Genomic DNA, 26,055 nt, shown 5'->3' with positions numbered 1-26,055 from the left:
AAACGGGCACCATAGCGCCCGTTTCATCAGTGCTAGATATCTTCGTCAGGCCAGCGCGAGGTTGCCGGCGCTTTCGCGGCCATCGCGGCCCGCTTCAACGTCAAATGTGACTTTCTGGTTGTCCGCCAGACCGGTGAGACCCGCACGTTCTACTGCAGAAATATGTACAAAAATATCTTTTCCGCCACCATCGGGAGCGATAAAGCCGTAGCCTTTTGTCGTGTTAAACCATTTCACGGTGCCTGAGGCCATCTCCGTGTTCTCCTTAGAATGTCCTGCCCGCGGAATGCGGCAGCTTGGCTCGGTCGAAAGCAGATCGAATGACTGGGCCGTAAGGAGCAGTGGTCGATAGTTTGTCGCGTCGCGCCTCCGATATTGGAGCAGCTTCCTGCAAAAGCAAGCCAAATTCTGATGACAGCAATGAACACGATTGCATCGGCAAATTCCCGCCAGCCGTGTGTCGCATGGTTTTTGAACACCGCGTGGTTTAGCTGTGCCGAAAAAAATTTTACCAGTTGATAAAAAAATCAATTCGTGAGAACTTTTTTCCGAATGATCACGCCAGAATGGGGAAAACCATGTCCAGCAATGCATTTACACCGGGTATTGTTCCTGCACGATTGGGCGGCGAAGACTACGCTGAGCAGTTCTCTGATCTGCATCCGCGCCTTGATCGGCACGAAGCGCTGGTGGCGGCGGACCGCTGTTACTTTTGCCACGACGCCCCCTGCATCACGGCTTGTCCGACGGATATCGATATCCCGCTTTTTATCCGGCAAATCGCCACGGGTACCCCGGATGCGGCGGCAAAAACGATTCTCAGCCAGAATATCATGGGCGGTATGTGCGCGCGCGTTTGCCCGACAGAGCAGCTTTGCGAAGAGGCCTGCGTGCGCGAGGCGGCCGAAGGCAAGCCGGTGCTGATCGGCCAGTTGCAGCGATATGCAACGGATCATTTGCAGGAACAGGGGATACATCCTTTCTCCCGTGCTGCGGCCACGGGTAAAACTGTGGCCGTGGTGGGGGCGGGGCCTGCGGGTCTGGCCTGTGCGCACCGCCTGGCTATGCTGGGCCATGATGTGACCGTCTATGATGCGCGCCCCAAGCCCGGCGGGCTGAACGAATTCGGCATTGCCACCTACAAGACCGTGGATGGGTTTGCCCAGGCGGAGGTGGATTGGCTGCTGCAAATCGGTGGCATCGAGATCAAGACCGGCATGGCGCTGGGGGATGCGGTGACGCTGGAGCAGCTAACGGCGGATCATGACGCGGTTTTCCTGGGGCTGGGGCTTGGCGGGGTGAACGCGCTGCAGGCCGAGGGTGCTGACAAGGACGGCGTTCTGGACGCGGTAGATTTCATCGCTGATCTGCGGCAGGCCAGCGATCTGGCGCAGGTGCCGGTTGGGCGCGACGTTGTCGTGATCGGCGGCGGGATGACGGCCATTGACGCGGCGGTTCAGGCAAAATTACTTGGCGCGCTGAACGTGACACTTGTCTATCGGCGGGGCCGCGACCGGATGAATGCGAGCGTGTTCGAACAGGATCTGGCGGCCTCGAAAGGCGTGCGGATTGTCACCCACGCGGTGCCGAAATCAGTGATCGGCAATGGTGCCGTGCGCGAGATCGAATTCAGCTATGTGGACGATGACATGGCGGAAACCGGTGATAAGCTGCGGCTGAGCGCAGATCAGGTATTTAAGGCCATCGGCCAGACCCTTGAAGGCGACGGGCTGCCGGAGCTGGAAGGTCGCAAGATCAAGGTCTCGGATACGGGCCGGACGTCAGTCAACGGCGTTTGGGCGGGTGGCGATTGCGCCAGCGGTGGCGATGATCTGACGGTGACGGCTGTGGCCGAAGGGCGCGACGCGGCACTGGACATTCATGCGGCTTTGACAGGGGCAGCGGTCTGACCCACCCCCACGGAGGAACTGAAATGGCAAATCTGACAAGCGAATTTGTGGGCATCAAGAGCCCGAACCCGTTCTGGCTGGCCTCGGCGCCGCCGACGGACAAGGAATACAACGTGCGCCGCGCCTTTGATGCAGGCTGGGGTGGGGTCGTGTGGAAAACGCTGGGGCTGGATCCGCATGTGGTCAATGTCAATGGGCCGCGCTATGGCGCGATCTACGGCGCGGACCGGCGGCTGCTGGGGCTCAACAACATCGAACTGATCACCGACCGCCCGTTGCAGACCAATCTTGATGAGATCAAGGTGGTCAAGCGCGACTACCCGGACCGGGCGATGATTGTGTCGCTGATGGTGCCTTGCGAGGAGGAGCCTTGGAAATTCATCCTGCCGCTGGTCGAGGACACTGGTGCGGATGGGGTCGAACTGAACTTCGGCTGCCCGCATGGCATGTCGGAACGCGGCATGGGCTCAGCCGTGGGGCAGGTGCCGGAATACATCGAAATGGTGACCCGCTGGGTCAAGGCCAACACCCGCATGCCGGTGATCGTGAAGCTGACGCCGAACATCACCGACATCCGCAAACCGGCTGAGGCGGCCATGAAGGGCGGCGCGGATGCGGTCAGCCTGATCAACACGATCAATTCGATCACCTCCGTCGATCTGGATCTTTTCGCGCCGGAACCCACCATTGATGGCAAGGGCGCGCATGGCGGTTATTGCGGTCCGGCAGTGAAACCGATTGCGCTGAACATGGTTGCGGAAATTGCGCGTGACCCGGAGCTGTCGCAAATCCCGATCTCTGGCATTGGTGGCATCACCACCTGGCGCGATGCGGCGGAATTCATGGCGCTGGGGGCGGGCAATGTGCAGGTCTGCACGGCTGCCATGACCTACGGGTTCAAGATCGTGCAGGAAATGATTTCGGGCCTGAGCGACTACATGGACAGCAAGGGGCTGACGTCGGTCGACCAGATCGTCCGACGCGCCGTACCGAATGTGACCGACTGGCAGCACCTCAACCTGAATTACGTGGCCAAGGCCAAGATCAATCAGGATTTGTGCATCTCATGCGGACGCTGTTTTGCAGCCTGCGAAGATACATCGCATCAGGCCATCGCCATGTCGGACGACCGCACCTTTACGGTCATCGACGAGGAATGCGTGGCCTGCAACCTTTGCGTCAACGTGTGCCCGGTGGAGGCGTGCATCACCATGGAGGCGATGACCCCGGGAATGGTTGATCCTCGCACCGGCAAGGTGGTGGAGCGGGACTACGCCAACTGGACCACGCATCCGAATAATCCCGGCGCAAAAGCGGCGGAGTAGCCTCAGTTTTTTGCATCACCGGCCAGAATGGGCGCCGTTGGCAAAGGATTGGGCAGCTCAAACTCCGGCTCTGCCGCCTCGGCGGCGGCTTGCGCCGTTGCCTCCGCGCGCGCCTTCGCCCGCTCTGCGTCCTGAGCCTCCTGAAGTGCTGCGGATTCCGCGCGCAATTGCGCCTGTTGGGCCAGATAGTCGGTGGTCGGGCCGGTCTGCGCCTCCACCACTGACTTTGAAGTTGCATCGACAGGCAGCATTGCGACGCGTCCCCTTTTGAGAAGCGTTGCAAGCTGGGCCCCGCCCGTACCCGTGCCGTCACCAGCGCCTTGTCCGGAATGATCCGAGGCGGTGTTGGCATTGTTGTTCGTGGACGTGTTGGCCATAGGCTGGCCAGGTTGCACGCCGGCAACTTGCGGGTCACCCTGCGAGGGTGCGACCGGCTGCGGCGCGTATGGGGCGATAAAGGATATTGCACTCATGGTAAGCTCCGATCTTGACATCAATCTGAAGCCGCCACCCGTAACCATTAAGGCAAGGTAAACGTTAACAGCCCGTTAAGCCGAAAATCTATTTTTCACCAGGGTTAACAATTTCTTACGGCGTGAGAAGGCGGGTGAAAAGCGTGGTCAGATAGGTGGCTGCGTCCTCGTGACCGGCGGGATCATCCTGCAATAAAACCTGCACTTGAGTTGCAAAGTCGGCGTAATGCTGGGTCGTGGCCCAAATGGAAAAAATCAGGTGGCGCGGGTCAATTTGGGTCAAATGCCCCTGATCCATCCAGTTTTGAATAACCGCGCATTTTTCTTCGAAAAGGGGGCGCAGATCGGATTGCAGATGTGGCCCCATACGCGGCGCGCCCTGAAGGATCTCTCCGGCGAACAATCTGCTTTCGCGCGGCAGATCGCGGGCCATGTCCAGTTTCCGGTGGACGTAGCTGAGAATCTCCTCCAGCGGGTCCCCCTTCGGATCCAATGTCACCAACGGGTCCAGCCATGTTTCCATAAGCTGGTTGAGCAAAGTGACGTGAATTTCTGCTTTGCCATCAAAGTAGTAGAGGATGTTCGGTTTGCTTAAACCTGCTGTTTCGGCGATTTGATCAAGCGTCGCGCCACGATAGCCATGTTGGGAAAAAACCTCCAATGCTGCATCCAGAATACGGCCGCGGTTTCGCTGTTGGATGCGGCTTGGTTTCTTGTCGGTCCCGTCTGGCAAACGCGTTTCCACCCCATTGATGACCGCCACATAATTGGGCGCCCGAAATGCTGTTGCCGGATTCCAATCACATATCGTTGAAAGGAAGTCTTGACTTGATCCGGCCTAATCGCAATCGTGTCTTTACCAAATGGTAAAATTTGCCGCTGGTCAATGAAAACTACCGCCAGGAAGGACCCCAGCCATGCCCGCGCCCGGACAGAACCTGAAAATCAACCCAGACCGTCTTTGGGACACGTTGATGGAAATGGCCAAGATCGGACCCGGCGTGGCAGGCGGCAATAACCGGCAGACAGTTACGGATGAAGATGGCGAAGGCCGGGCGCTGTTTCAAAGCTGGTGCGAGGCGGCGGGCTGCGACATGGGGCTCGACCAGATGGGCAATATGTTTGCGCATCGCGCAGGGACGGACCCCGATGCTCTGCCCGTCTATGTGGGTAGCCACCTCGACACGCAGCCGACGGGTGGCAAATATGACGGTGTTTTGGGCGTTTTGGGCGGGCTGGAGATCATCCGCACGCTGAACGATCTGGGCGTGAAGACCAAACACCCCATTGTCGTGACCAATTTCACCAATGAGGAAGGCACGCGCTACGCGCCCGCGATGCTGTCGTCGGGTGTGTTTGCCGGCATTCACACGCAGGACTGGGCCTACGACCGGGAGGACGCGGAGGGCAAGAAATTCGGCGATGAGCTGAAACGCATCGGCTGGCGTGGCGAAGAGGAAGTGGGCGCGCGCAAGATGCACGCCTTTTTTGAGTTGCACATTGAACAGGGACCCATTCTGGAAGCTGAGGGCAAGGATATCGGCGTGGTGACCCATGGGCAGGGGCTTTCGTGGACGCAGGTGACGATCACCGGCAAGGACAGCCACACCGGCTCGACCCCGATGCCCATGCGCAAGAATGCCGGGCTGGGCATGGCGCGCGTGCTGGAGAAAGTGGACGAGATCGCCTGGAGCCATGCGCCCCATGCGGTGGGCGCTGCGGGGCATATCGACGTCTATCCCAATTCACGCAACGTGATCCCGGGCAAGGTGGTCTTCACAGTCGATTTCCGCTCGCCCGATCTGAGCGTGATCGAGGATATGGAGGCGCGTCTGCGGGTCGAAGGTCAGAAGATTGCCGACGACATAGGGCTGGAGATTGCCTTTGAGAAGGTCGGCGGGTTCGATCCGGTGGCCTTTGATGAAGGCTGCGTCGGCGCGGTGCGCGCGGCAGCGGAACGGTTGGGATATTCCCACAGGGATCTCATCTCGGGTGCAGGTCATGACGCCTGCTGGATCAACCGCGTCGCCCCCACGGCCATGGTGATGTGCCCCTGTGTGGACGGGTTAAGCCACAATGAAGCGGAAGAGATTTCCAAGGACTGGGCCGCAGCGGGTGCAGATGTATTGCTGCACGCGGTGGTCGAGACGGCGGAGATTGTGGGGTAGAGATATGCCGCAAGGAAAGTCCTTCGGAATGATCTTTGGTGGCGTCGCCGCGGCACTCGGGATTGCTGCGGCAGGTTACGGCTTGGGTTTCATCATTGCCGACAGGGGCAATCAATTGATCGCCAAGGAATTAGGGTCGGCGTTACGACAGACGTTGCCCGAAGGCACGAAAAGTGAAGTAATTTCACAGTTGGAAGCTGGCGACGCCAAAAAAGCCGCTGATTTGTTGTCGCAGGGCGCGACCCTTTTCGAAGAGATGCAGTGTGTGCCTAGCGGCAACTCGGTTCTCCTGGAAAAAGGGGCGTCGGTCATGAACTGCGAAACCGGAATGCGCGCTCTTTTCGCTGGATTTTTTCAAAGTAACTACCCTGACTACGCTACATTCACGATTGGCCAAAATCGCACAACGGACTACCCCGGGACGCCGTTTTTAGCGGAGGACGGCCGCTACCCTGGATGCTCGCTGATCTATGAGGCGGCGGTGCCGGATGTCGGCCCGAGTCAGGTCAAAGTGGCATTTGATTGCCCTGAAAAAGAGGAGAAATGAAATGACCAAAGTGATCAAAGGCGGCATGGTCTGCACGGCGGATCGCACATGGAAAGCCGATGTTCTGATCGAGGGAGAGACGATCAAGCAGATCGGCGAGGACCTCAAGGGCGATGACTATATCGACGCGGAAGGGGCCTATGTGATCCCCGGCGGGATTGACCCGCATACGCATCTGGAAATGCCGTTCATGGGGACCACGGCGGCGGAAACCTTCGAGAGCGGCACCTGGGCGGCGGCGGCAGGGGGCACCACGATGGTGGTCGATTTCTGTCTGCCGGGCGCGGACGGGTCGATCAAGAACGCGATCAACGAATGGCACCGCAAATCCGCGCCGCAGATCTGTTCCGATGTGGGCTATCACATGGCAATCACCGGCTGGGACGAGACGGTCTTCAACGAGATGAAGGATGCCGTCGAGATGGGCGTGAATTCCTTCAAGCATTTCATGGCCTATAAGGGCGCGCTGATGATCGAGGACGATGAGATGTTCGCCTCTTTCAAGCGCTGTGCCGAACTGGGCGCGCTGCCCATGGTGCATGCGGAGAACGGCGATCTGGTGGCCGAGATGCAGCAGAAGTATTTCGATCAGGGCATCACCGGGCCGGAGGGGCACGCCTATTCACGCCCGCCCGAGTTTGAAGGCGAGGCCGCCAACCGCGCCATCACCATTGCCGATGCGGCAGGTGTGCCACTGTACATTGTGCATGTGTCCTGTGAGCAGGCGCATGAAGCGATCCGGCGCGCGCGTCAGAAGGGCATGCGGGTCTACGGCGAGCCGCTCATCCAGTTCCTGACGCTGGACGAATCCGAGTATTTCAACAAGGACTGGGACCACGCGGCGCGCCGGGTGATGTCACCGCCTTTCCGCTCAAAAGACCATCAGGACAGCCTTTGGGCGGGTTTGCAGGCGGGATCATTGCAGGTTGTGGCGACCGATCATGCGGCCTTCAATACCGAGCAAAAACGCGCTGGGAGAGACGATTTCCGCATCATTCCCAACGGATCAAACGGGCTGGAGGAACGTCTGGCCGTGCTCTGGACCGAAGGCGTGGAAACAGGCCGTCTGACACCCAATGAATTCGTGGCAGCGACCTCGACCAATGTGGCGAAAATTCTCAACATCTACCCGCGCAAGGGAGCCATCGTTGAGGGGGCAGATGCGGATATCGTTGTGTGGGACCCAAAAATCACCAAGACGATCTCGCCATCGAACCATCATTCCGTGTTGGATTACAACGTTTTCGAGGGTTTCGAGGTCAAGGCGCAGAGCCGGTACACGCTGAACCGGGGCGAGGTCATCTGGGCCTGGGGGCAGAACAGCCAGCCTAACCCGGGGCGCGGGCGGTTCATTCCGCGCCCGGCGTTTTCCTCGGCCTCTGAAGCGCTGAGCAAGTGGAAAGCGCTGACCGCGCCGAAGATGATCCAGCGCGATCCGTTGAATATCCCGGCGGGGATTTGAGACAGAATGATTTCAGCTTGCCGCCCCGTTGCGGCAGGGTATAGCCAGCCAGAATGTGACGGCGAGCGGAGCGAAGACCTTGATGAATGCAACTGTGATCAGTGCCAAAACCCTGTCGCTGACTTTTGAAACAAATGACGGGCCGGTGCATGCGTTAAAGGACGTGAGCCTCGACATCGAGAAGGGCGAATTCGTCAGCTTTATCGGGCCGTCGGGCTGCGGCAAAACGACATTTTTGCGCTGCATGGCCGATCTGGAGCACCCGACAGGTGGGCAGATCACCGTCAACGGGGTGAGCGCCGAAGAAGCCCGCAAGGCGCGGGCTTACGGCTATGTGTTTCAGGCGGCGGGGCTTTATCCCTGGCGGACGATTGGCGGCAATATCCGGCTGCCGCTGGAGATCATGGGCTATGACAAGGCGGACATGGACGCGCGCGTGGCGCGGGTGCTGGAACTGGTCGAACTGGCGGGGTTTGAGCGCAAATTCCCCTGGCAATTGTCGGGCGGCATGCAGCAGCGCGCCTCTATCGCGCGGGCGCTGGCTTTTGATGCGGATATCCTGCTGATGGATGAGCCTTTTGGCGCGCTGGATGAGATCGTGCGGGACCATTTGAATGAACAGCTTCTGAAGCTCTGGGCGCGCACGCAAAAGACCATCGCCTTTGTCACCCATTCGATCCCCGAGGCGGTCTATCTGAGCACCAAAATCGTGGTGATGTCGCCGCGCCCGGGCCGGATCACCGATGTGATCGAGAGCCCGCTGCCGAAAGACCGCCCGCTGGACATCCGCGACACGCCCGCGTTTCTGGAGGTGGCGCACCGGGTACGTGAAGGGCTGCGGGCGGGGCATGTTGATGACTGAGCGTGGATCTGTGTCAGTCCGGCCCTCCGGGGGGCTTATTTGCCGAAGGGTGAAGCGGGAGGGACGCCGGTGATCGTGCGGTGCGTTTCCTTTTTGTTTGCCGTGGTTGGATTATTGGCGGCTGTCGTGTTTCTTGCGGCATTGGGTGATTATCGGAACCTCCGTTGTTGGGAGATGCCCGCAAACCAATGCCCGGATGCTGCCGGAACCATGCGGATGATGGTGTTGGTGTTCCTGGGATCAGTTGCTGCGGCCTTCTGGCTTTGGCGGAGAGGAAGGGTGCATGCGTAGCGTCATACCCGTTTTGACGGTGGTTCTGAGCATTTTTCTGATCTGGTATGTGGCTGCGATCTGGCTCAACGCGCCCTGGGCGTATGATAAAGCCACGCGGTCGGGTGCGGAACTGACAACGCAGACGCTGATCGCGGATACCTGGAGTCAGGAAAAGCCGAAACTGCCCGCGCCGCATCAGGTTGGGGCTGAGATCTGGAAGACGACCGCTCAGAAAAAGATCACCTCCAAACGCTCGCTGATCTATCACAGCTGGATCACGCTGAGCGCCACCTTGCTGGGCTTTGCTCTGGGCACCGGGCTGGGCATCGCGCTGGCGGTGGGGATCGTCTACAACCGAACGATGGACATGTCAGTGATGCCCTGGGTCATCGCCAGCCAGACCATCCCCATTCTGGCCATCGCGCCGATGATCATCGTGGTACTGAATGCCGTGGGCATTTCGGGCCTGCTGCCCAAGGCGATGATCTCCATGTATCTGTCGTTTTTCCCGGTGGTTGTGGGCATGGTCAAGGGGTTGCGCAGCCCGGATGCAATGCAGCTTGACCAGATGCGCACGTGGAATGCCAGCCCGCATCAGACCTTCTGGCGGCTGCGCCTGCCGTCCTCGATGCCCTATCTCTTTACCTCGCTGAAAATCGGGATGGCGGCATCGCTGGTGGGGGCGATTGTGGGCGAGTTGCCAACCGGTGCCGTGGCGGGGTTGGGCGCGCGCCTGCTGGCGGGCAGTTATTACGGGCAGACGATCCAGATCTGGTCGGCCCTGATCATGGCAGCCGCGTTGGCCGCAACCCTTGTCGGGATCATTGGGGTCGTGCAACGCCTGACCCTCAAGCGCATGGGGATGGCATGATGTGGATCGCCTTTGCCATTGCTGTCTGGGTCTTGGGGTGGGGGATCAATGCACGGCTGTCCGCACGTCCCAGAACCCGCTTCACCGGCCTGGCGGTGCCACTCATTTTTGGCCTAACCCTGATCGCCATCTGGGAAGGCGTCGTGCGCGGGTTCGAAATCAGCCCGGTCCTGTTGCCGGCACCCTCGATGATTGTCGCGCGGTTCGCGGCATCCACCGGCATCTTGTGGGAGGACTTTGTCCAGACCGTGATCAAGGGCGCGCTGAGCGGCTATGTGCTGGGTTGCGGGTCGGCGTTTCTGGTGGCAATTCTGGTGGACCGGTTTGATTTCTTGCGGCGCGGGCTGCTGCCGGTGGGCAATTTCGTCGCGGCATTGCCTGTAATCGGCATGGCCCCCATTCTGGTCATGTGGTTCGGCTTTGACTGGCAATCCAAGGCGGCTGTGGTGGTGGTCATGGTGTTTTTCCCGATGCTGGTGAATACCGTGCAGGGGCTTTCGGACAGTTCGGCCATGCAGCGCGATCTGATGCGCACCTACGGGGCCGGCTACTGGACCACGTTGCGCAAACTGCGCCTGCCTGCGGCGATGCCTTTCATCTTCAACGGGCTGAAAATTGCGAGCACGCTGGCGTTGATTGGCGCGATTGTCGCAGAGTTCTTTGGCTCGCCCATCCGCGGCATGGGTTTTCGCATTTCCACATCCGTCGGCCAGCTTGCGCTTGATCTGGTCTGGGCGGAAATCGTGGTGGCTGCGATCGTGGGGTCCGCATTTTACGGGGGGGTTGCCTTGATCGAACGCGCAGTGACATTCTGGCACCCGTCGCAACGTCATTAAAAAGAAGACGACCAACAAAGGAGAGTATGATGAAAAAACTGACAACGCTGGCCGCCGGGGCCGCTCTGGGGCTCTGGGGCGCTGCCGCACAGGCCGCAGACGATGTGACCCTGCAGTTGAAATGGGTCACGCAAGCGCAATTTGCAGGCTACTATGTGGCGCTCGACAAAGGGTTTTACGAGGAAGAAGACCTGAACGTCACCATCAAGCCCGGCGGGCCGGATATTGCGCCCACGCAGGTGCTTGCCGGGGGTGGTGCAGATGTCACCGTGGAATGGATGCCCGCCGCTCTGGCCGCCCGCGAAAAGGGCCTGGGCATGGTCAATATCGCGCAGCCCTTCAAATCCTCGGGCATGATGCTGACCTGCCGCAAGGACGCAGGCGTGACCAGTACGGATGATTTCGCGGGCAAGACCCTGGGGGTCTGGTTTTTCGGCAATGAATTCCCCTTCCTGAGCTGGATGAGCAAACTGGATATTCCGACCGACGGGTCCGACAATGGTGTGACTGTGCTCAAGCAGGGCTTTAACGTGGATCCGCTGCTGCAAAGCCAGGCGGCCTGCGTGTCGACCATGACCTACAATGAATACTGGCAGGTCATTGATGCCGGGCTGACACCGGATGATCTGACCGTTTTTAAGTACGAAGACCAGGGCGTTGCGACGCTGGAAGACGGGCTCTACGTGCTGGAGGACAAGCTCGCGGACCCGGCGTTTGAGGACAAAATGGTGCGCTTTGTGCGGGCGTCGATGAAGGGGTGGAAATACGCTGAGGCGAACCCGGATGAAGCGGCTGAGATCGTGCTCGACAACGATGCCAGCGGCGCTCAGACCGAGAAACACCAGAAACGTATGATGGGCGAGATTGCCAAGCTGACTGCGGGCAGCAACGGTGCGCTTGATCCGGCGGACTATGAACGCACGGTTGCCTCGCTGTTGTCGGGCGGATCGGATCCGGTGATCTCCAAAGCGCCTGAAGGGGCCTGGACTCATGCCATCACGGATAAGGCGCTTAACTGATTGGGTTGCGCATTTCGAGAAAGGCCAGCGTTGAGCTGGCCTTTTTATGTGTTGCTGACTGGACAAGGGCCAATCGCACCCCATCTTTCTTGGCAAGCAACGGGAGCAACGAGTGACATGAGCAATATGGAAAGTCTTGAAAGCCAGCTGTCCGAAAAAGAGCGCCAAATGCGCGTTAACGGACGGGCTCTAGCGGGGATCGAAGCCGAGAAACGCCAGAAAGAGGCCCGCGGCTATGCCGTCATGGCCAGCGTTCTGGGCTACGGCGAAGGTGCATTGGGCAATGGTTCTTTTGGAAAAGTGTCGCATATTGCCAAGCTGTTTTGCATCGGTTTCGCGATGCTTGCCCCCAGCTTGCTGATTTGGCAGGTCTTGCTGAAGTAGCCGCTACTGTCGGCGGATTGATACCGTCTCTGGGGCGGTCGCGCATGACAGGCATGAAAAAAACCGGCCAATAGAATGGCCGGTTTTCTTGTTCAGGTCGGTATCGACGCTTAGGCGAGGGCGATATTTGTCGCGCTTTCGCGGCCGTCACGGCCTGCTTCGATGTCGAATGTCACTTTCTGGTTGTCGGCCAGACCTGTCAGGCCTGCGCGCTCAACGGCAGAGATGTGCACAAACACGTCTTTGCTGCCACCGTCAGGTGCGATAAAGCCGAAGCCTTTTGTAGTGTTGAACCATTTCACGGTGCCTGTGGCCATATCCGTGGTCTCCTATGATCGTGCTATCCGCGGTCTTGCGATAGCCTGGCGTGGTCGGTCTGGATCGAAGACTGACCGCCTTCAGGAGACAGCAGGTCGAAAAAGAATAACGTTTGCGATGCGGCGTATGACAGATGACTTCCCGTCTGGCAAGAAAAATACGGGGCCGGGCCATTCCAGGGCCCGCCATCAGCTTTCTGATTTTTCAGATACTTGTCGTCAGTGTAGAAGAGATTTGGAGGTGGCAGGGACGTGCGCGGGTTGCGCAACGATCTTTGCGGGTTGGGCTGAAAGACCTGACAAGCCACGCCAGGCTAATCCAATGGCAATGAGGCTTGCAGAAATCCCCAAACCGACAATGACATAGAGAGATATGGCGGTCAGGAAAGATGTCTTGAAGACAAGCAAGGCGCCTGCGAATGAAAAAAAGCCGCCTAAGCCACCGATCAGGGCCGAAATGATAGCCATTTCAAATCCTCCTCAGAACAGACAACCATCTAACCCCTAACCAAAGGTTAAGCTGGGGCGAAAATGGGGCATCTTGGTGTGGATTCTGTGCGGGTTCGAGGTGATTTTCCATAAAATTGGCGGAAAACTCAGAATCTCAGATTGCAGTAAATTAGCTTTGCCTCAGGCGTTGACCACCAAACGCTCTACCTGCCTGCCCCCATCAGGGAGTAGCGTCACGATCCCAATCTCCCCGTATTCCTGGGGAGCGGTGCCCGCTGCGCCCAACTCTTCCCAGATCGTGCGCAGGTTGCCTTTGTTTCCGATCCAGACCACCGTTCCGTTGGGGTAGGCCCGGCTCATTGTGCTGCCTGCGAATTCCTTGGGGATCACCGTGATCGGCAAACCGGTTGCCTGTGACAGTGGTTTGGCTGTTTCCAGATTACGCGGAATGTCCGGGCTGAAGATTGCGGAGAGCTGGTATCCAGCGAGTGCATTGGGCAGGTTCTCTGAGCGCGCCACGCCAAAACTGTTGAGATTGTCGCCAGTGCGATCAGCGTGCCTCAACAATATGATCGTTGTGCGGGCGGTACCCGGAATGCCGGACCTCACGCAGGCACTCAGTGGGGCAAGCGCAAAAAGGCAGAGGGCGTCGCGGCGGGTCAACATGGGGCGAGTCTGAAAGGCAATGCAATCCCAATCAAGTGTTAGAATGATCCTTGCTGGCGCGGTTCGTTCGATTGACAGCACAAAAAAGTTAAAAAATTTCAAATTTTTTGCCGTTGTGTGATCCGCTTCACATACCGCAGCGTCAACTTGATGTTGAATGAACTTGTGAGCCGGGGTGATATATTCCTCCTCGGAAGTGGAGTAACGATTATGACACGAGTGACTGATTTTCATGACGCCCCCGGGGATATTACCCCGGATATCTCCCCGGTTCCGCGCACCTCTTCCTGGCGTGCAACGGGTGGCAGCCCGGTTCACCGTCGTCCCGGTCCGAAATGCCCTTCAAAATGGCGTTTCACTGACTGGGCTGCCATTTAATTCAGGCCACGCAGTTTCTCCCCCTGCGTTGTCTTCTTCCCCTCTCGGGCCGGTCTTGTACCGGCCCGTTTTTTTGTCCGAACGCCAAGGCGTGCATCGTCTTTGGGCGGGCTGGTCAACTCGCAGCGGACATGTCAGAACACCCCTGAATTGCACAAAGGCGGGAATGTCACTTGGCAGATACCATTGTAATGACCGGGGTTTTCATGGGCCTCATCGCCACCGTCGCGATGGACGTTTGGGCGCTGTTTCTGCGCCGGGTGGCGGGTCAACCGACACCCAATTGGGCTATGGTGGGGCGCTGGGTTGCGCATATGCCCAGAGGTCAGCTGTTTCACGACGATATCGGCGAGGCGACGCCAGTCGCGGGCGAATTGGCTATCGGCTGGGTGTTTCACTACGCGGTTGGTGCCGCTTACGGGGTGGCTTTGGCTTTGATCATGGGCGCCGATTGGCTTTCCGCACCGACGTTCCTGCCCGCCTGGATATTCGCGGTTCTCACCGTGGGCTTTGGCTGGTTCCTCCTGCACCCGGGAATGGGGTTGGGGTGGGCTGCTTCAAAAACGCCAAAACCCTGGAAAGCACGTGGGCTGGGCCTTGCCGCACATACGGTCTTTGGCTTTGGTCTATGGCTGGGTGCGCTGCTTTAGCTGCCCGTTGACCGCATGGTTCTGATCATATTTGCCAGATAGAAAATGCGCCGCCGCTGTCATTTCTCTGCGAAAAATGCTATGCTTGCATCCGTTGACATCAGAGTGGAGGGGAACCATGCGCTATGTCACCATCACTACATGGGAGATCGCGGACGGCACGGATTACGATGTCTCTTTGCGGGCGATCTCGGAAAAGCGTCTGCCGGCGCTAAGGGCATTGGGGGCCAGTCGCGTCACGGTCGTGCGTACGAGTGATCGGACCAGTGCCGCGATTACCGAATGGCCGGACAGCGCGACCCGTGATGCCGCCGAACGCGCCATCGAAGAGGTTCGCGACAAGGTCCATAGCGAAGATTTCGCCCGCATGACCGGCGAGATGAGAGGGAGCGTGGTTGCCGAGGTTTAGCCCGGTGCCCCTCACATTGTGACAGCTCGACCAAGTGACCCAAAACTGCTCACGGGCTGCGGGTGACGGCGTGGACCCAATCGACGTAGTCCTGATTGGCCCCATCGACATTTATGCGAATGATCGGCGGCACCTCGTAGGGATGCAGCGCGCGGATGGCGTCTTCGACCTGCTGCGCGAGTTCAAGCCTTGTTTTCAGAAGGAGCGGGTATTCTTCCTCCTGCTCTACCTTGCCCTTCCAGAAATAGGCGCTTTGCACAGGCGCATAGCGGTTGGAACAGGCGACAAGGCGTTTTTCAATGAGCGCAGCACTGATCGTGTCGGCGATCTGGATAGAGGGGCAGTTTACGAGGATATCGATGATGGGCATGGGAGATGCTAGCCGAAGCTCTGCGGGGGAATCAAATCCGCACCCTTCGGCCAGACCGAAACAACTGCTGCGAAAGGGTAGGGATCGGCTGCGCCATTGGCTCTTACCGTGCCGGATCAACGATGTTTATTCTGACAAAATGCCGTAATCTTCCCACCCAAAATGAAAAATAGACCAGCCAGACGGTGCAATAGAACGCCCAATTGTTTCTGGCCCATACATCGACTTTCACATCTGCACTCTGATCGGATTCTGATACAATCTCATTTCCATTGGCGTCGGTTTCAACAAAAAAGACCTCAGTCGCTGAGGTGCTCATTTTTGTGTAGGACAGGCTGAGTGCAATAAGGACGATTCCGGTGATGAACCCGATCTGATAAATCGAATACCGGTGCATGCCCTCTTCTTTGAGGGTTCTGAAAATCATGTAGAATACAAACACCATCAGATGTGCGATGATGATTACGTAACTTATTGCTGTATATACGAAAAGATCCTCGTTCAATTGCCCTGCAAAGAAGTAGAGCGACACAATTCCCGCAACCAGGCAGAATGCGCGCGCAAATTTGAACTGATGTTCAACTTCAACGGATAAATCTTGCGGCTGCTCTTCGGTCTCAGCGCCGCTATCGCGCGCCGGGTTATGGTGGAGGCCAGAAATTTCCGGGGGCCTGTAGTAGAACGACAGTATCAAAGCGATGGTCAGGATTGCATAGATCGGAAAGTGAAAGAGCTGATTGGCTAATTCACCAGCTCCCACAACCGCAAATAACTCGATGCAAACAATACCTGACAAAAAGATCAGAAGATGCGGCGACTTGGTTGGCCGAAGCATGTTGATAAGAGGTAACAACGCGGAAATGGGTTCCATTGGCGTTTCCTATTCGAAAATGAAATAGCTGCAAAATATGGGTTTTGAACACGGGTCGTGAAACAAACCATACCACAAACCGCCTGAGGCGGAGACCCCACGCGCGACAGCTAGCAATTTTCAATCAGGGCGAACCAGACGGCTTATCGAACGAATTTCTTGTGTTTCAGCCGTTTGGGTTCGAGAGCGTCGGCCCCCAGCCGCCGCTTCTTGTCCTCTTCGTAGTCCTCGAAGTTGCCTTCGAACCATTCCACATGGGCTTCGCCCTCGAAGGCGAGGATATGCGTGCAGATTCTATCAAGGAAAAACCGGTCGTGGCTGATGACCACAGCGCAGCCGGCAAAATCGACCAGCGCGTCTTCCAAAGCGCGCAGGGTTTCGACGTCCAGATCGTTGGTCGGCTCATCGAGCAGCAGCACGTTGCCGCCTGATTTCAGCAGGCGCGCCATGTGCACGCGGTTGCGTTCACCGCCTGAGAGCAGGCCAACCTTCTTCTGCTGGTCGCCGCCCTTGAAGTTGAACGATGAGCAATAGGCGCGGGAGTTGACCTCGGCGTCGCCCAGCTGGATCAGTTCGGCCCCACCGGAAATCGCCTCCCAGACGTTGTCATTCGCGGCCAGATCATCGCGGCTCTGGTCAACATAGGACAGATCGACCGTATCGCCGTATTCGATGCTGCCCGCGTCTGGTTCCAATTGACCGGTGAGCATTTTGAAGAGTGTCGATTTACCCGCCCCATTGGGGCCGATCACGCCGACAATGCCGCCGGGGGGCAGGGAGAAGTCCAGGCCCTCAACCAACTGCTTGTCGCCCATGTGTTTTGCCAGCCCCGTGACCTCGATCACCTTGGAGCCGAGACGTGGGCCGTTGGGGATGACGATCTGGGCGCGGGAGAGTTTTTCCCGCTCGGAGGTTTCGGCCATCTCGTTATAGGCGTTGATTCGGGCCTTGGATTTGGCCTGCCGCGCCTTGGCACCCTGCCGCATCCACTCCAACTCCCGTTCGAGGGTCTTCTGGCGCGATTTATCCTCGCGGGCTTCCTGAGCAAGGCGTTTGGCCTTCTGTTCGAGCCAGGCGGAATAGTTGCCCTCGTAAGGGATACCTTTGCCGCGGTCGAGTTCCAGAATCCAGCCGGTGATGTCATCGAGGAAATAGCGGTCGTGTGTGACGATCAGGATCGTGCCCTTGTAGTCGATCAGGTGCTGTTGCAGCCAAGCGATGGTTTCCGCGTCAAGGTGGTTGGTTGGCTCATCGAGCAGCAACATATCGGGCGCTTCGAGCAGCAGTTTGCACAAGGCAACGCGCCGGGCCTCCCCGCCCGACAGGGTCTTGATGTCAGCGTCATCGGGGGGGCAACGCAGGGCCTCCATGGAGACGTCAATCTGGCTGTCCAGATCCCAGAGGTTTTCGGCATCAATCTGGTCTTGCAACTGCGCCATCTCGTCGGCGGTCTCGTCGGAATAATTCATGGCGAGTTCGTTATAGCGGTCGAGAATGGCCTTTTTACCGGCCACGGCGAGCATGACGTTCTCGCGCACCGTAAGGTTTTCGTCGAGCTTGGGTTCCTGCGGCAGGTAACCGACGGTGGCCCCTTCGGCATGCCAGGCCTCGCCCTGAAATTCCGTGTCCAGTCCGGCCATGATCTTCATCAGGGTGGATTTACCTGCACCATTGACGCCGACGACGCCAATTTTCACACCGGGCAGGAAATTGAGATGAATGTTCTCAAAGCATTTCTTGCCACCCGGATAGGTCTTGGAGACACCGGACATATGGTAGACGTATTGGTAGGCGGCCATGAGAATGCTCCTGTCGGAAATGATTTCGCTTTTCTAGGCAGCAAAGCCGACAAGAGCAAACGCGTTTTGATCGAATGCGGGTCGTGTTGCGAATGGATCGGTCAAATCTGGCCAGAGCAGGGAAGCCAGTTAAATTCTGGCAATGCTTTCGAGATTATGTTAAATTTATTTTTATTAAATAAATCCATAAAGTTAACTATTCGAGAGGGAAAGTAATGAAGAGCTTACTATTAACATCTGCAGCCACAATGCTTCTGGCAACAACCTCCCAGGCCGCCATCATAGATGTGGTCCAAACAGCGGGCGACGCCTTCGGTGCGGGCGGTAGCGGGGCCGCTGAAATCATCGCGGCTCCAGAGTTTGCCTTGGATGACAATGTAACCAATACGCATATGCAAGGCTTCGATGAAGCGCAGGGCGTATTCCTCAACGCAGCATTGGACGCGGACGCAGGCATTGATGCAATTGCCGCGGGACAGCTGGTCAACAGCCACATGATCTTCCTCAACACCGATGGTGGGGCAAGGGGCGAGCATTTTGGTGTCGAGTGGACCTTCGACGGCGCCATTCTGGGTGTCATGTCCAACAGCAGCGGTTCGCTGGAATTTGCATCAACATCAATTCTTGGCGCTGCGGGAACCACTTACCAAACGGCGCCTCTTGGCGCGCGTGGGTTGGAATCCAACAACGGAACAGGCGCATCGCCGAATGATGGCTATCTGGTCTTCGCGCCCAACAGCATCCGGGTTTCAATGGAGGTCACTGAACCGGGGGACTGGATTCGCGTCGTGACGGCTGTGGCACCGGTGCCGGTCCCTGCGGCGCTGCCGCTGTTGCTTGTCGGTCTTGGCGGTCTGGGATTTGTGGCGCGCCGCAAAAGACGCGCTTCTTCCTGATCAACACTAACAAGACAGGCGAAGGGCTGCGCAAATGCGTAGCCCTTTTGCTATGGTCTGTCGCTTTTCCTCCCCTGAGGGCGGGTGTGATTTGACATATGTTGGCTCCATGTTAGCCGTGAGAGGGTGAAACCCAGGGCGGAGCCACTATGAGACGTATATTTCTGGCGTGCAGTTGCCTCATCCTTATGGCTTGTGCTCCGCAGAACGTCGCCCTCGCGCCACCCCCCAATCTTTACCTGGAAGGGCGAAACTATCCCAGCGCTGCCGTGCCGCCGGTTTTGCGCAATGTCTCTCCGCGCATGTTCTACGTCACCGACCGGGCAATCGAGCTGAGCCCGGATGGCGAAATCTCCTATAATTCCAGCCGCTCGAACTCGATGGCACTTGGCAGCGCACAGGTACGCTTTGGGGCCGAAGACTGGGACGACCTCGTGGCACGAACTTCAACGGACGGCGGTCGCCGGATTTCGCGCCTTGACGTGCAAAGTGCCACGGAGCTTGTCCGATTTGCGGATGTGCCACTGCCAAACCGCCGCGAAAAAGGGGCTCTGATCTTTGAACCCGACGCGCTCACTTCCTATAATGCGGGCGCTCAGGCCTTTCAGGAGGCGATCCGCGCGGAGATCGCCCGCACCGGCAACGGTCGCATTTTGATTTTCACCCACGGCGTTCGCAATGATTTTGATCGTGCTCTCAGTACCTTGGCCAACCTGTGGCACTATGCGGGGCGCAACAGCATTCCTGTCGCATTTACCTGGCCCGCAGGAAATTCAGGACCTCTGGGATACTTCCGGGACCGGGAGGCAGGCGATTTCAGTGTTTTTCATGCGAAAGAGCTGCTGCGGCTGCTGGCCGAGATTCCGGAAGTCGAAGACATCGATATTGTTGCCCATTCCCGCGGCACCGATGTCATGACCAAAGCTCTGCGCGAACTGGTGATCTATCACCGGGGACGCGGGGTGCCGCCAAAGATCGCGATGAAAACCGGAACCCTGATCCTCGCTGCGGCCGATCTTGATACCGGTGTGGTCCGTCAGCGGCTGGAGGCGGAGCGCTTCTCGGAGGCTTTCGAGCAGATCAATATCTACATCAACCCGAACGACGGGGCACTGAGGGCTGCGTCATTGCTGACCAATGCGCCGCGATTAGGGTCCGCAACTTCCGAAAGCCTGAAGCTGGAAGAATTGCAGAAACTGCGCAAGGAAGGTCTGGTTCATTTCATACGCGTTGAAAACGTCAAGGGGCGCGGACATTCCTATTTTCGCAGTAATCCGGCGGTTCTCTCTGACATCGTTCTCGCGTTGAGAACCCGCGCTTTTCCCGGCGGTACGCTGCGGCCCCTTGAGGACGGGGAGGACGGTTTTTGGCAATTGCATCCAAACTATCCGCTGGAACGATTGCCTGATCTGGTTGTCGAGGGCAGTGATCGCTGAGGGCATCTGATGCAGAACTTGAAGGATTTGATATCCCGTCATGCGCAGGATGGCCGCCTGCGATGGATAGGGTTGCGCCCGGCGCGTCGGGCGGAAGTGCTATCGGTTGACGAGGTCGAGGTGACTGAACGGGGTTTGACAGGCGATCACGGCGGATCAGTTAAACGCGGCGTAACGCTGATCCAACAGGAACACCTGACAACTATCGGCGCGATGCTGGGACGGGGCCCGGTCCTGGCGCAGGATTTGCGTCGAAATCTCGTGATAGAAGGGCTGAACCTTGCCGCATTGAAGGGGCGGCAACTGCAAATCGGCACCGCAGTTCTGGAAGTGACCGGCATTTGTGCGCCCTGTAGCCGGATGGAAGAAATTCTGGGTTTTGGCGGCTATTCAGCCGTGCGTGGGCATGGTGGTTGGTGCGCGCGCGTGGTGACGCCGGGCCGCATGGCGCTCGACATGTTGGTGACGCCACTGTGAGGCAATCCATTGACACCACAGGGCAATCACCGTTCAAAGCGCGGGTGAATTGTGTAAAGCGGAGACCAGTGTGAGGCGGGGGTTCCCCATTGCGAGACCCGGCGAGGTCATCGGCCTGTTGGGCGGGTCGTTTGACCCGGCACATGCCGGGCACGTCCATGTGACGCGTGAGGCGCTCAAACGGTTTGGCCTTTCCCGCGTCTGGTGGCTGGTCAGCCCCGGCAATCCGATCAAGGCACGCGGACCGGCTCCGCTGGAAAAACGCATGGCCCGTGCGCGGGTCATGATGCAGCACCCGAAGGTCGAGGTGACAGACATCGAGGCGCATTTGGGAACGCGTTATACAGCGAAATCCCTGGAGGCGTTGCGGCATATCTATCCGGGCGTGCGCTTTGTCTGGCTGATGGGTGCCGATAATCTGGCGCAATTGCATCTGTGGCAGGATTGGCGGCAGATCATGCAAACGGTTCCTATCGGTGTTCTGGCACGCCCGGGTGATCGCATTTCCGCGCGCATGAGCCCCGCCGCCCGTATTTATGGGCCCGCCCGCATTTCCGGGCGCGCCTCTGCCCTGTTGGGACGGGCCGAGGCACCGGCATGGTGTTTTGTTAACGTTCCGATGGTATCTCAATCGTCAACCGCGATCCGGGCTGCAGGAGGGTGGCAGGCGCCCTCCTGACAGGTCACAGTTTTTTCATCTGCTGCACCTGCGCCTTGTTGTTGTCACCGCCTGCATGCTGAGGTTAACTCCGCCCTATGACGGGTAAATCAAATTCCTTCTTCTCGCGGCGCGCCTTTTTAGCGGGCTTGATGGCCAGCACCGGCGTTCCGGCGCTTGCAGAGGCCCCCAAGGTTTCCCTGCGACCCCGCATGCGCGATGACGCGCGGGCGCAGGTATCGGAACTTGCTTCCTTGCTGCGCGGGTCCCGGGTGACGGGCGACATCGTTTTTGCGGTGGCCGACGCCGAAACCGGTAACATCCTTGAAGCGCGAAACGAAACATCGGGCATCGCCCCGGCAAGCGTCGCGAAATCGATCACAGCGTTGTATGCACAGGATATTCTGGGTCCGTCGCATCGGTTTGTCACGCAGGTTGTTGCCGCGGGCGAAATCACGAATGGCGTACTGGAAGGAGATTTGGTTCTTGTTGGCGGCTGTGATCCGACCCTTGATACAAAGGCTCTTGCCAAACTCGCACTGGGGTTGAAAGAGGCCGGGCTACGTGAGGTGCGCGGGCGGTTCCTCGTCTTTGAAAATGCGCTGCGCCCGCTTCGGACCATTGATCCGGAACAACCGGATCATCTGGGTTATAGTCCCGCTGTTTCAGGCATCGCATTGAACTACAACCGGGTGCATTTTCAATGGAAGCGCGGCTCGGGCGACTACACAGTGACCATGGATGCGCGCGCCGCGCCTTACCGGCCCGATGTTCAGATGGCACGTATGCAGATCGTTGACCGGTCCGCGCCCATATTCAGCTACCGCGACGCGGGAGACCATGATCAGTGGACCGTGGCCAAAAAAGCGCTTGGCAAGGAAGGTGCGCGTTGGCTGCCCGTGCGGCGGCCCGGGCTTTACGCAGGCGATGTCTTTGCCACTTTGGCGCGGTCGAACGGCATCGTTTTGAAAGCTCCGGAACTGGTCGAGGAATTGCCCGCGGGGACCGTTTTGTCCACCGTCAAAAGCCCCGAGCTGCGTGAGATTTTGCAAGGCATGTTGAAGTATTCCAACAATCTCACGGCTGAGATGGTGGGTCTTGCCGCGACACGTATGTATTCAGGGCGCGCCCATACTCTTGCCGCTTCCGCCCGACAGATGAACCTCTGGGCCAAAGAGGCATTGGGGATGCAAAAGCCGGCCTTTGCAGATCATTCCGGGCTCGGCGGTGCCAGCCGTGTCAGTGCCGCGGATATGGTGCGCGCCCTTGCCGCCGCACACGACCGCGCGTTGCTGCGTCCGATCCTGAAGCCGGTCACGCTGAGAGACAAGAGTGGTCGGCCTGACAAGAAACATCCCGTCAAGGTGGCGGCCAAAACAGGGACGCTGAATTTTGTTTCCGGACTGGCCGGTTACATCACCGCACCGGATGGTCGGGAGATGGTCTTTGCGATTTTCTGCGCCGATGAAAGTATCCGCGCCACAATCCCCCGCGCCCACCGAGAGCGTCCGCAAGGCGCGCGGCCTTGGGCCAATCGCGCCCGGCGCCTGCAGCGCCAGCTTCTGGAACGCTGGGGAACGATCTACAGCAGTTGAAAATGCGTAGAGCCGTCGCCCACAAGAGCGGGCGACGACCCTGTTGGAAAACGCCTCAGTGGATGATTGTGTTCAATGTTGCCGAGGGCCGCATGATACCTGCCGTTTTCGCATTGTCCGCATGGTAGTAGCCGCCGATGTCTGCGGGGCTTCCCTGCGCGGCGGCAAGCTCGGCGACGATGGTTGCTTCATTCTCCGAAAGGGCTTTGGCAACCGGCGCGAAATGTGAGGCCAAATCAGCGTCTGCTGTCTGAGCTGCCAGCGCCTGGGCCCAGTAGAGTGCGAAATAATAATGGCTGTCGCGGTTGTCGGGCTCGCCAACCTTCCGGCTGGGGGATTTGTTCTGATCCAGAATGCCTTGTGTCGCCAGATCGACCGCATCGCCCAGCACCTTGGCCTTTGCATTGCCCTTGACTTGGGCCAGGTATTTCAGGCTCTCCCCCAACGCACAGAATTCACCCAAGGAATCCCACCGCAGATGGTTCTCTTCGACCAGCTGCTGCACATGTTTCGGGGCGGAACCGCCCGCGCCGGTTTCAAAGAGGCCGCCGCCATTCATCAGTTTGACGATCGACAGCATTTTGGCCGAGGTGCCCAGTTCAAGGATCGGGAAAAGGTCGGTCAGGTAGTCCCGCAGCACGTTGCCGGTCACCGCAATAGAGGTGCCGCCTTTGCGTATGGTGTCAAAAGAGGCGCGTGTGGCATCGCGCGGCGCGAGGATCTGGAACTTGTCTTCAACGCCCGCCTTGGCCAGCAGGGGCCGCACGTATTTCAGGAGTTCCGCGTCATGGGCACGGGTCTCGTCGAGCCAGAAAATCGCCTGGCAGTTTTCCAGGGCCTGACGGTCGATCGCCAATTGAACCCAATCTTCGATCGGCGCCTGGCGCGTCGAGGCTGAGCGCCAGATATCACCAGCTTCTACCTGATGCTCGTGCAGCACCTCGCCGTTGTCCAGCACCATGCGCACCGTGCCATCGCTTGGGATTTCGAAGGTTGTGGGGTGGGAGCCATATTCTTCGGCTTTCTGCGCCATCAGGCCCACGTTCTGCACCGTGCCTGCCGTGGATGGGTCGAGCGCACCGTTCTTTTTGCAGTCGTTGATCGCCTCGTCATAGACGGCTGCATATGAACTGTCGGGGATCACGCAATTGGTGTCCGCCTCTTTGCCGTCCGGGCCCCAGCCCTTGCCGCCCGCGCGGATCAATGCCGGGATGGAGGCATCAATGATCACATCTGAAGGCACATGCAGGTTGGTGATGCCCTTGTCGGAATTCACCATGTAGAGCGGCGGGTTTTCGGCCATCGCGACATCGATGGCCGCGCGTATCTCCGCAGCTTTGGGCGATGTCGTGACGCTTTCCAGCAAAGAGCCCAACCCGGAGTTTGGGTTGGCCCCGGCCGCTTTCAGGTCATCGCCATAGGTTTCAAACACCGGTTTCAGAAAGGCTTTGACCGCATGGCCGAACAGGATCGGGTCGGACACTTTCATCATCGTGGCTTTGAGGTGGATGGAGAAAAGGACACCTGCATCTTTCGTTGCGGCCACCTGATCGCTCAAAAAGGCGTCCAGCGCCTTTGCGGACATGAAGGTCGCGTCCACGACGGTCCCGGCGGGATAGTCGATCGCATCTTTGAGAACTTTCACGGACCCATCGGCATCCACCAGCTCGATCCGGGCCGTTGCAGCTTCCGACAATGTGGCGGATTTTTCATTCGACCGAAAATCACCCGAAGACATCGTTGCCACGCTGGTTTTGCTATCCGCCGCCCAATGCCCCATCCGATGCGGGTTGGCCTGGGCGTAATTCTTGACCGCTGCCGCGGCACGGCGATCGGAATTACCCTCGCGCAGAACCGGATTCACGGCGGACCCTTTGATCGCGTCGTACCGCGCCCGGATGGCGCGTTCTGTATCTGTGCCGGGGGCCTCGGGATAGTCGGGCAGATCGTACCCTTGCGACTGCAACTCTGTTACCGCCGCGACAAGTTGCGGCACGGAAGCGGAGATGTTCGGCAGTTTGATGACATTCGCATCGGGCGTTTTCACCAGGGCGCCAAGAGCTGCCAGATCGTCAGACTGGCGCTGCGTTTCTGACAGGGCCTCGGGAAAGGCGGCGATTATGCGGCCGGCCAAGGAAATATCCCGGGTCCCAACCGACACGCCCGCCGCAGAGGCAAAACGCTGGATGATTGGCAGGAAAGAGGCCGAAGCCAATTCCGGCGCTTCATCAACTTTGGTGTAGACGATATCGGGATTGTCGCTTTGCGTCATGATGCACTGGCCTTTCAGAAGTTTGATCAAGCACTAATCAACCGGGCCGCGAAGGTCCACAGCGACCGCCGGATTTTTTCCCCACAGATGTCTTGCCAAGAGTCCGACATCAGTTGAGATCAGCTTTTGGGCGCTGCCTTCGCGATGCTCTCAGCTCAGATGCCGCGCGCGCGCGCCGCGTTCGATTGCAGCGGCATGCAGGCGGTCGAGGTTCAGCTCATACCGTATTTCTTCCAGAAGGCGAAGCTCCGCCTCATCCAGCGTGCCATCTGCCGCAGCGACATCACAGGCCAACGCATAGGCTGTTTCAAAAAGCCTTTCAGGCAGGCTCTCCCGGATCAGCCCGAACAAAGCGTCGAGCCCGTCTTCCTGCTCAAAGAGATCAAAAACGGTTTGACTGATGGTGCCCAGACGATCCTCATCATACCTCGAAAAGATCGGCAACATCTGGACAGCTGCCTGGATCTTAACGAGTTCGGCGGTCCGGATGTCCTCGTCGGAGGCAGAGACGGCGATCATCAAAGCAACGAGGCTGTCTTGTGCGGAAAAAGCGTGGGCAGGATCATCAGGCACGGGCATGTACTTTCATGAGGGTCAATTGGGTCAGATTATTGACGCCAATGCTGCAACGCAATAGGGACGAGCGAAACCCGGCGTATGGGGCGCCGGACACAACACTCG

Annotated in this window: 28 protein-coding genes; 17 read left to right on the top strand and 11 right to left on the bottom strand. The window is 58.4% G+C overall.

Features of this window, described 5'->3' with window-relative positions; genetic code table 11:
- Positions 1-45: 45 nt before the first annotated feature.
- The gene (locus ACOTTU_RS11825; protein WP_298919475.1) at positions 46-252 is read right to left on the bottom strand and encodes a cold-shock protein; all 207 of its coding nucleotides are present in this window, start codon (positions 250-252) and stop codon (positions 46-48) included.
- 326 nt (positions 253-578) lie between these two features.
- Here ACOTTU_RS11825 and ACOTTU_RS11820 point away from each other — a divergent pair, with 326 nt between their 5' ends.
- A complete protein-coding gene (locus ACOTTU_RS11820) occupies positions 579-1,910 on the top strand; it encodes an NAD(P)-dependent oxidoreductase (RefSeq protein WP_425658187.1) in 1,332 nt (443 codons plus the stop codon).
- A 23-nt stretch (positions 1,911-1,933) separates the two neighbouring features.
- Positions 1,934-3,235, top strand: a complete 1,302-nt coding sequence (gene preA / locus ACOTTU_RS11815; RefSeq protein ID WP_425658185.1) for an NAD-dependent dihydropyrimidine dehydrogenase subunit PreA — start codon at positions 1,934-1,936, stop codon at positions 3,233-3,235.
- A gap of 2 nt (positions 3,236-3,237) precedes the next feature.
- Here preA and ACOTTU_RS11810 read toward each other — a convergent pair whose 3' ends face one another.
- Both ACOTTU_RS11810 and ACOTTU_RS11805 read right to left on the bottom strand, forming a co-directional pair.
- Positions 3,238-3,708: a hypothetical protein gene (locus ACOTTU_RS11810; protein ID WP_425658184.1), complete on the bottom strand. Its 471-nt coding sequence runs from the start codon at positions 3,706-3,708 to the stop codon at positions 3,238-3,240.
- Positions 3,709-3,823: 115 nt separating this feature from the next.
- Complete coding sequence (locus ACOTTU_RS11805) at positions 3,824-4,441, bottom strand: TetR family transcriptional regulator C-terminal domain-containing protein (RefSeq protein WP_425658361.1); 618 nt, start codon at positions 4,439-4,441, stop codon at positions 3,824-3,826.
- 184 nt (positions 4,442-4,625) lie between these two features.
- Here ACOTTU_RS11805 and ACOTTU_RS11800 point away from each other — a divergent pair, with 184 nt between their 5' ends.
- From ACOTTU_RS11800 to ACOTTU_RS11765, 8 genes are all read left to right on the top strand, one after another.
- Positions 4,626-5,876 carry a Zn-dependent hydrolase gene (locus tag ACOTTU_RS11800; RefSeq protein WP_425658182.1) on the top strand — a complete coding sequence of 417 codons (1,251 nt, stop codon included), beginning with the start codon at positions 4,626-4,628 and terminating at the stop codon, positions 5,874-5,876.
- A gap of 28 nt (positions 5,877-5,904) precedes the next feature.
- Positions 5,905-6,423 carry a hypothetical protein gene (locus tag ACOTTU_RS11795; protein ID WP_425658180.1) on the top strand — a complete coding sequence of 173 codons (519 nt, stop codon included), beginning with the start codon at positions 5,905-5,907 and terminating at the stop codon, positions 6,421-6,423.
- Between the two features lies 1 nt (position 6,424).
- Entirely contained in the window at positions 6,425-7,885 is a 1,461-nt protein-coding gene (gene hydA / locus ACOTTU_RS11790; protein WP_425658178.1) for a dihydropyrimidinase, read from the top strand.
- 82 nt (positions 7,886-7,967) lie between these two features.
- Positions 7,968-8,747, top strand: coding sequence for an ABC transporter ATP-binding protein (locus ACOTTU_RS11785; RefSeq protein WP_425658359.1), 780 nt, complete (start codon positions 7,968-7,970; stop codon positions 8,745-8,747).
- 283 nt (positions 8,748-9,030) lie between these two features.
- A complete protein-coding gene (locus tag ACOTTU_RS11780) occupies positions 9,031-9,891 on the top strand; it encodes an ABC transporter permease (RefSeq protein WP_425658176.1) in 861 nt (286 codons plus the stop codon).
- On the top strand, positions 9,888-10,727 hold the full coding sequence (locus tag ACOTTU_RS11775) for an ABC transporter permease (RefSeq protein ID WP_425658175.1): 840 nt from the start codon (positions 9,888-9,890) through the stop codon (positions 10,725-10,727). The genes ACOTTU_RS11780 and ACOTTU_RS11775 overlap by 4 nt, the downstream gene beginning before the upstream one ends.
- Positions 10,728-10,756: 29 nt before the next feature.
- Complete coding sequence (locus tag ACOTTU_RS11770; protein WP_298919453.1) at positions 10,757-11,746, top strand: ABC transporter substrate-binding protein; 990 nt, start codon at positions 10,757-10,759, stop codon at positions 11,744-11,746.
- Between the two features lie 117 nt (positions 11,747-11,863).
- On the top strand, positions 11,864-12,130 hold the full coding sequence (locus ACOTTU_RS11765; protein ID WP_298919451.1) for a hypothetical protein: 267 nt from the start codon (positions 11,864-11,866) through the stop codon (positions 12,128-12,130).
- A 110-nt stretch (positions 12,131-12,240) separates the two neighbouring features.
- Here the strand turns inward: ACOTTU_RS11765 and ACOTTU_RS11760 are convergent, their stop codons facing one another.
- The 3 genes from ACOTTU_RS11760 to ACOTTU_RS11750 form a co-directional block, all read right to left on the bottom strand.
- The gene (locus ACOTTU_RS11760; RefSeq protein ID WP_007117950.1) at positions 12,241-12,447 is read right to left on the bottom strand and encodes a cold-shock protein; all 207 of its coding nucleotides are present in this window, start codon (positions 12,445-12,447) and stop codon (positions 12,241-12,243) included.
- A gap of 219 nt (positions 12,448-12,666) precedes the next feature.
- Positions 12,667-12,915, bottom strand: a complete 249-nt coding sequence (locus tag ACOTTU_RS11755; protein ID WP_425658173.1) for a hypothetical protein — start codon at positions 12,913-12,915, stop codon at positions 12,667-12,669.
- A 162-nt stretch (positions 12,916-13,077) separates the two neighbouring features.
- Positions 13,078-13,665, bottom strand: a complete 588-nt coding sequence (locus ACOTTU_RS11750; protein ID WP_425658172.1) for a histidine phosphatase family protein — start codon at positions 13,663-13,665, stop codon at positions 13,078-13,080.
- Between the two features lie 449 nt (positions 13,666-14,114).
- Here ACOTTU_RS11750 and ACOTTU_RS11745 point away from each other — a divergent pair, with 449 nt between their 5' ends.
- Together ACOTTU_RS11745 and ACOTTU_RS11740 are read left to right on the top strand one after the other, a co-directional pair.
- Complete coding sequence (locus ACOTTU_RS11745; protein WP_425658171.1) at positions 14,115-14,591, top strand: DUF2938 domain-containing protein; 477 nt, start codon at positions 14,115-14,117, stop codon at positions 14,589-14,591.
- 118 nt (positions 14,592-14,709) lie between these two features.
- A complete protein-coding gene (locus ACOTTU_RS11740) occupies positions 14,710-15,000 on the top strand; it encodes a hypothetical protein (protein ID WP_298919441.1) in 291 nt (96 codons plus the stop codon).
- A gap of 49 nt (positions 15,001-15,049) precedes the next feature.
- On the opposite strand, the gene cutA is transcribed toward ACOTTU_RS11740, so the two are convergent.
- The 3 genes from cutA to ettA all read right to left on the bottom strand — a co-directional run bounded on the left by cutA (position 15,050) and on the right by ettA (position 18,040).
- Positions 15,050-15,370: a divalent-cation tolerance protein CutA gene (gene cutA, locus ACOTTU_RS11735; RefSeq protein ID WP_425658169.1), complete on the bottom strand. Its 321-nt coding sequence runs from the start codon at positions 15,368-15,370 to the stop codon at positions 15,050-15,052.
- Positions 15,371-15,473: 103 nt separating this feature from the next.
- Entirely contained in the window at positions 15,474-16,241 is a 768-nt protein-coding gene (locus tag ACOTTU_RS11730) for a hypothetical protein (RefSeq protein ID WP_425658167.1), read from the bottom strand.
- Positions 16,242-16,384: 143 nt separating this feature from the next.
- Entirely contained in the window at positions 16,385-18,040 is a 1,656-nt protein-coding gene (gene ettA / locus ACOTTU_RS11725; RefSeq protein WP_298919437.1) for an energy-dependent translational throttle protein EttA, read from the bottom strand.
- 248 nt (positions 18,041-18,288) lie between these two features.
- Between ettA and ACOTTU_RS11720 the strand changes: the two genes are divergently transcribed.
- The 5 genes from ACOTTU_RS11720 to dacB all read left to right on the top strand — a co-directional run bounded on the left by ACOTTU_RS11720 (position 18,289) and on the right by dacB (position 23,102).
- On the top strand, positions 18,289-18,936 hold the full coding sequence (locus ACOTTU_RS11720; RefSeq protein WP_425658165.1) for a VPLPA-CTERM sorting domain-containing protein: 648 nt from the start codon (positions 18,289-18,291) through the stop codon (positions 18,934-18,936).
- Positions 18,937-19,085: 149 nt separating this feature from the next.
- Positions 19,086-20,372: an alpha/beta hydrolase gene (locus ACOTTU_RS11715; protein WP_298919433.1), complete on the top strand. Its 1,287-nt coding sequence runs from the start codon at positions 19,086-19,088 to the stop codon at positions 20,370-20,372.
- A gap of 9 nt (positions 20,373-20,381) precedes the next feature.
- On the top strand, positions 20,382-20,849 hold the full coding sequence (locus tag ACOTTU_RS11710; RefSeq protein WP_425658163.1) for an MOSC domain-containing protein: 468 nt from the start codon (positions 20,382-20,384) through the stop codon (positions 20,847-20,849).
- Between the two features lie 70 nt (positions 20,850-20,919).
- Complete coding sequence (locus tag ACOTTU_RS11705) at positions 20,920-21,528, top strand: nicotinate-nucleotide adenylyltransferase (RefSeq protein WP_425658161.1); 609 nt, start codon at positions 20,920-20,922, stop codon at positions 21,526-21,528.
- Positions 21,529-21,605: 77 nt separating this feature from the next.
- Positions 21,606-23,102 (top strand): D-alanyl-D-alanine carboxypeptidase/D-alanyl-D-alanine endopeptidase, encoded by a 1,497-nt coding sequence (gene dacB, locus ACOTTU_RS11700; protein ID WP_425658159.1) that lies wholly within the window; start codon positions 21,606-21,608, stop codon positions 23,100-23,102.
- Positions 23,103-23,157: 55 nt separating this feature from the next.
- Here the strand turns inward: dacB and ACOTTU_RS11695 are convergent, their stop codons facing one another.
- Positions 23,158-25,374: an NADP-dependent isocitrate dehydrogenase gene (locus tag ACOTTU_RS11695; RefSeq protein WP_425658157.1), complete on the bottom strand. Its 2,217-nt coding sequence runs from the start codon at positions 25,372-25,374 to the stop codon at positions 23,158-23,160.
- Positions 25,375-25,524: 150 nt separating this feature from the next.
- Positions 25,525-25,953, bottom strand: a complete 429-nt coding sequence (locus ACOTTU_RS11690) for a tellurite resistance TerB family protein (protein WP_298919423.1) — start codon at positions 25,951-25,953, stop codon at positions 25,525-25,527.
- Positions 25,954-26,055 lie beyond the last annotated feature (102 nt).

It is taken from the genome of Roseobacter sp. EG26 (assembly GCF_049830555.1).
Classification (GTDB): domain Bacteria; phylum Pseudomonadota; class Alphaproteobacteria; order Rhodobacterales; family Rhodobacteraceae; genus Roseobacter.
Note: the sequence above shows the minus strand (reverse complement) of the source record. Positions and strands in the feature narration are given on the sequence as shown.

Coding starts and splice junctions, on each gene's coding strand:
- ACOTTU_RS11825 (WP_298919475.1), bottom strand. CDS start 252: ATGGCCTCAGGCACCGTGAAATGGTTTAACACGACAAAAGGCTACGGC.
- ACOTTU_RS11820 (WP_425658187.1), top strand. CDS start 579: ATGTCCAGCAATGCATTTACACCGGGTATTGTTCCTGCACGATTGGGC.
- preA (WP_425658185.1), top strand. CDS start 1,934: ATGGCAAATCTGACAAGCGAATTTGTGGGCATCAAGAGCCCGAACCCG.
- ACOTTU_RS11810 (WP_425658184.1), bottom strand. CDS start 3,708: ATGAGTGCAATATCCTTTATCGCCCCATACGCGCCGCAGCCGGTCGCA.
- ACOTTU_RS11800 (WP_425658182.1), top strand. CDS start 4,626: ATGCCCGCGCCCGGACAGAACCTGAAAATCAACCCAGACCGTCTTTGG.
- ACOTTU_RS11795 (WP_425658180.1), top strand. CDS start 5,905: ATGATCTTTGGTGGCGTCGCCGCGGCACTCGGGATTGCTGCGGCAGGT.
- hydA (WP_425658178.1), top strand. CDS start 6,425: ATGACCAAAGTGATCAAAGGCGGCATGGTCTGCACGGCGGATCGCACA.
- ACOTTU_RS11785 (WP_425658359.1), top strand. CDS start 7,968: ATGAATGCAACTGTGATCAGTGCCAAAACCCTGTCGCTGACTTTTGAA.
- ACOTTU_RS11780 (WP_425658176.1), top strand. CDS start 9,031: ATGCGTAGCGTCATACCCGTTTTGACGGTGGTTCTGAGCATTTTTCTG.
- ACOTTU_RS11775 (WP_425658175.1), top strand. CDS start 9,888: ATGATGTGGATCGCCTTTGCCATTGCTGTCTGGGTCTTGGGGTGGGGG.
- ACOTTU_RS11770 (WP_298919453.1), top strand. CDS start 10,757: ATGAAAAAACTGACAACGCTGGCCGCCGGGGCCGCTCTGGGGCTCTGG.
- ACOTTU_RS11765 (WP_298919451.1), top strand. CDS start 11,864: ATGAGCAATATGGAAAGTCTTGAAAGCCAGCTGTCCGAAAAAGAGCGC.
- ACOTTU_RS11760 (WP_007117950.1), bottom strand. CDS start 12,447: ATGGCCACAGGCACCGTGAAATGGTTCAACACTACAAAAGGCTTCGGC.
- ACOTTU_RS11755 (WP_425658173.1), bottom strand. CDS start 12,915: ATGGCTATCATTTCGGCCCTGATCGGTGGCTTAGGCGGCTTTTTTTCA.
- ACOTTU_RS11740 (WP_298919441.1), top strand. CDS start 14,710: ATGCGCTATGTCACCATCACTACATGGGAGATCGCGGACGGCACGGAT.
- cutA (WP_425658169.1), bottom strand. CDS start 15,370: ATGCCCATCATCGATATCCTCGTAAACTGCCCCTCTATCCAGATCGCC.
- ACOTTU_RS11730 (WP_425658167.1), bottom strand. CDS start 16,241: ATGGAACCCATTTCCGCGTTGTTACCTCTTATCAACATGCTTCGGCCA.
- ettA (WP_298919437.1), bottom strand. CDS start 18,040: ATGGCCGCCTACCAATACGTCTACCATATGTCCGGTGTCTCCAAGACC.
- ACOTTU_RS11720 (WP_425658165.1), top strand. CDS start 18,289: ATGCTTCTGGCAACAACCTCCCAGGCCGCCATCATAGATGTGGTCCAA.
- ACOTTU_RS11715 (WP_298919433.1), top strand. CDS start 19,086: ATGAGACGTATATTTCTGGCGTGCAGTTGCCTCATCCTTATGGCTTGT.
- ACOTTU_RS11710 (WP_425658163.1), top strand. CDS start 20,382: ATGCAGAACTTGAAGGATTTGATATCCCGTCATGCGCAGGATGGCCGC.
- dacB (WP_425658159.1), top strand. CDS start 21,606: ATGACGGGTAAATCAAATTCCTTCTTCTCGCGGCGCGCCTTTTTAGCG.
- ACOTTU_RS11695 (WP_425658157.1), bottom strand. CDS start 25,374: ATGACGCAAAGCGACAATCCCGATATCGTCTACACCAAAGTTGATGAA.
- ACOTTU_RS11690 (WP_298919423.1), bottom strand. CDS start 25,953: ATGCCCGTGCCTGATGATCCTGCCCACGCTTTTTCCGCACAAGACAGC.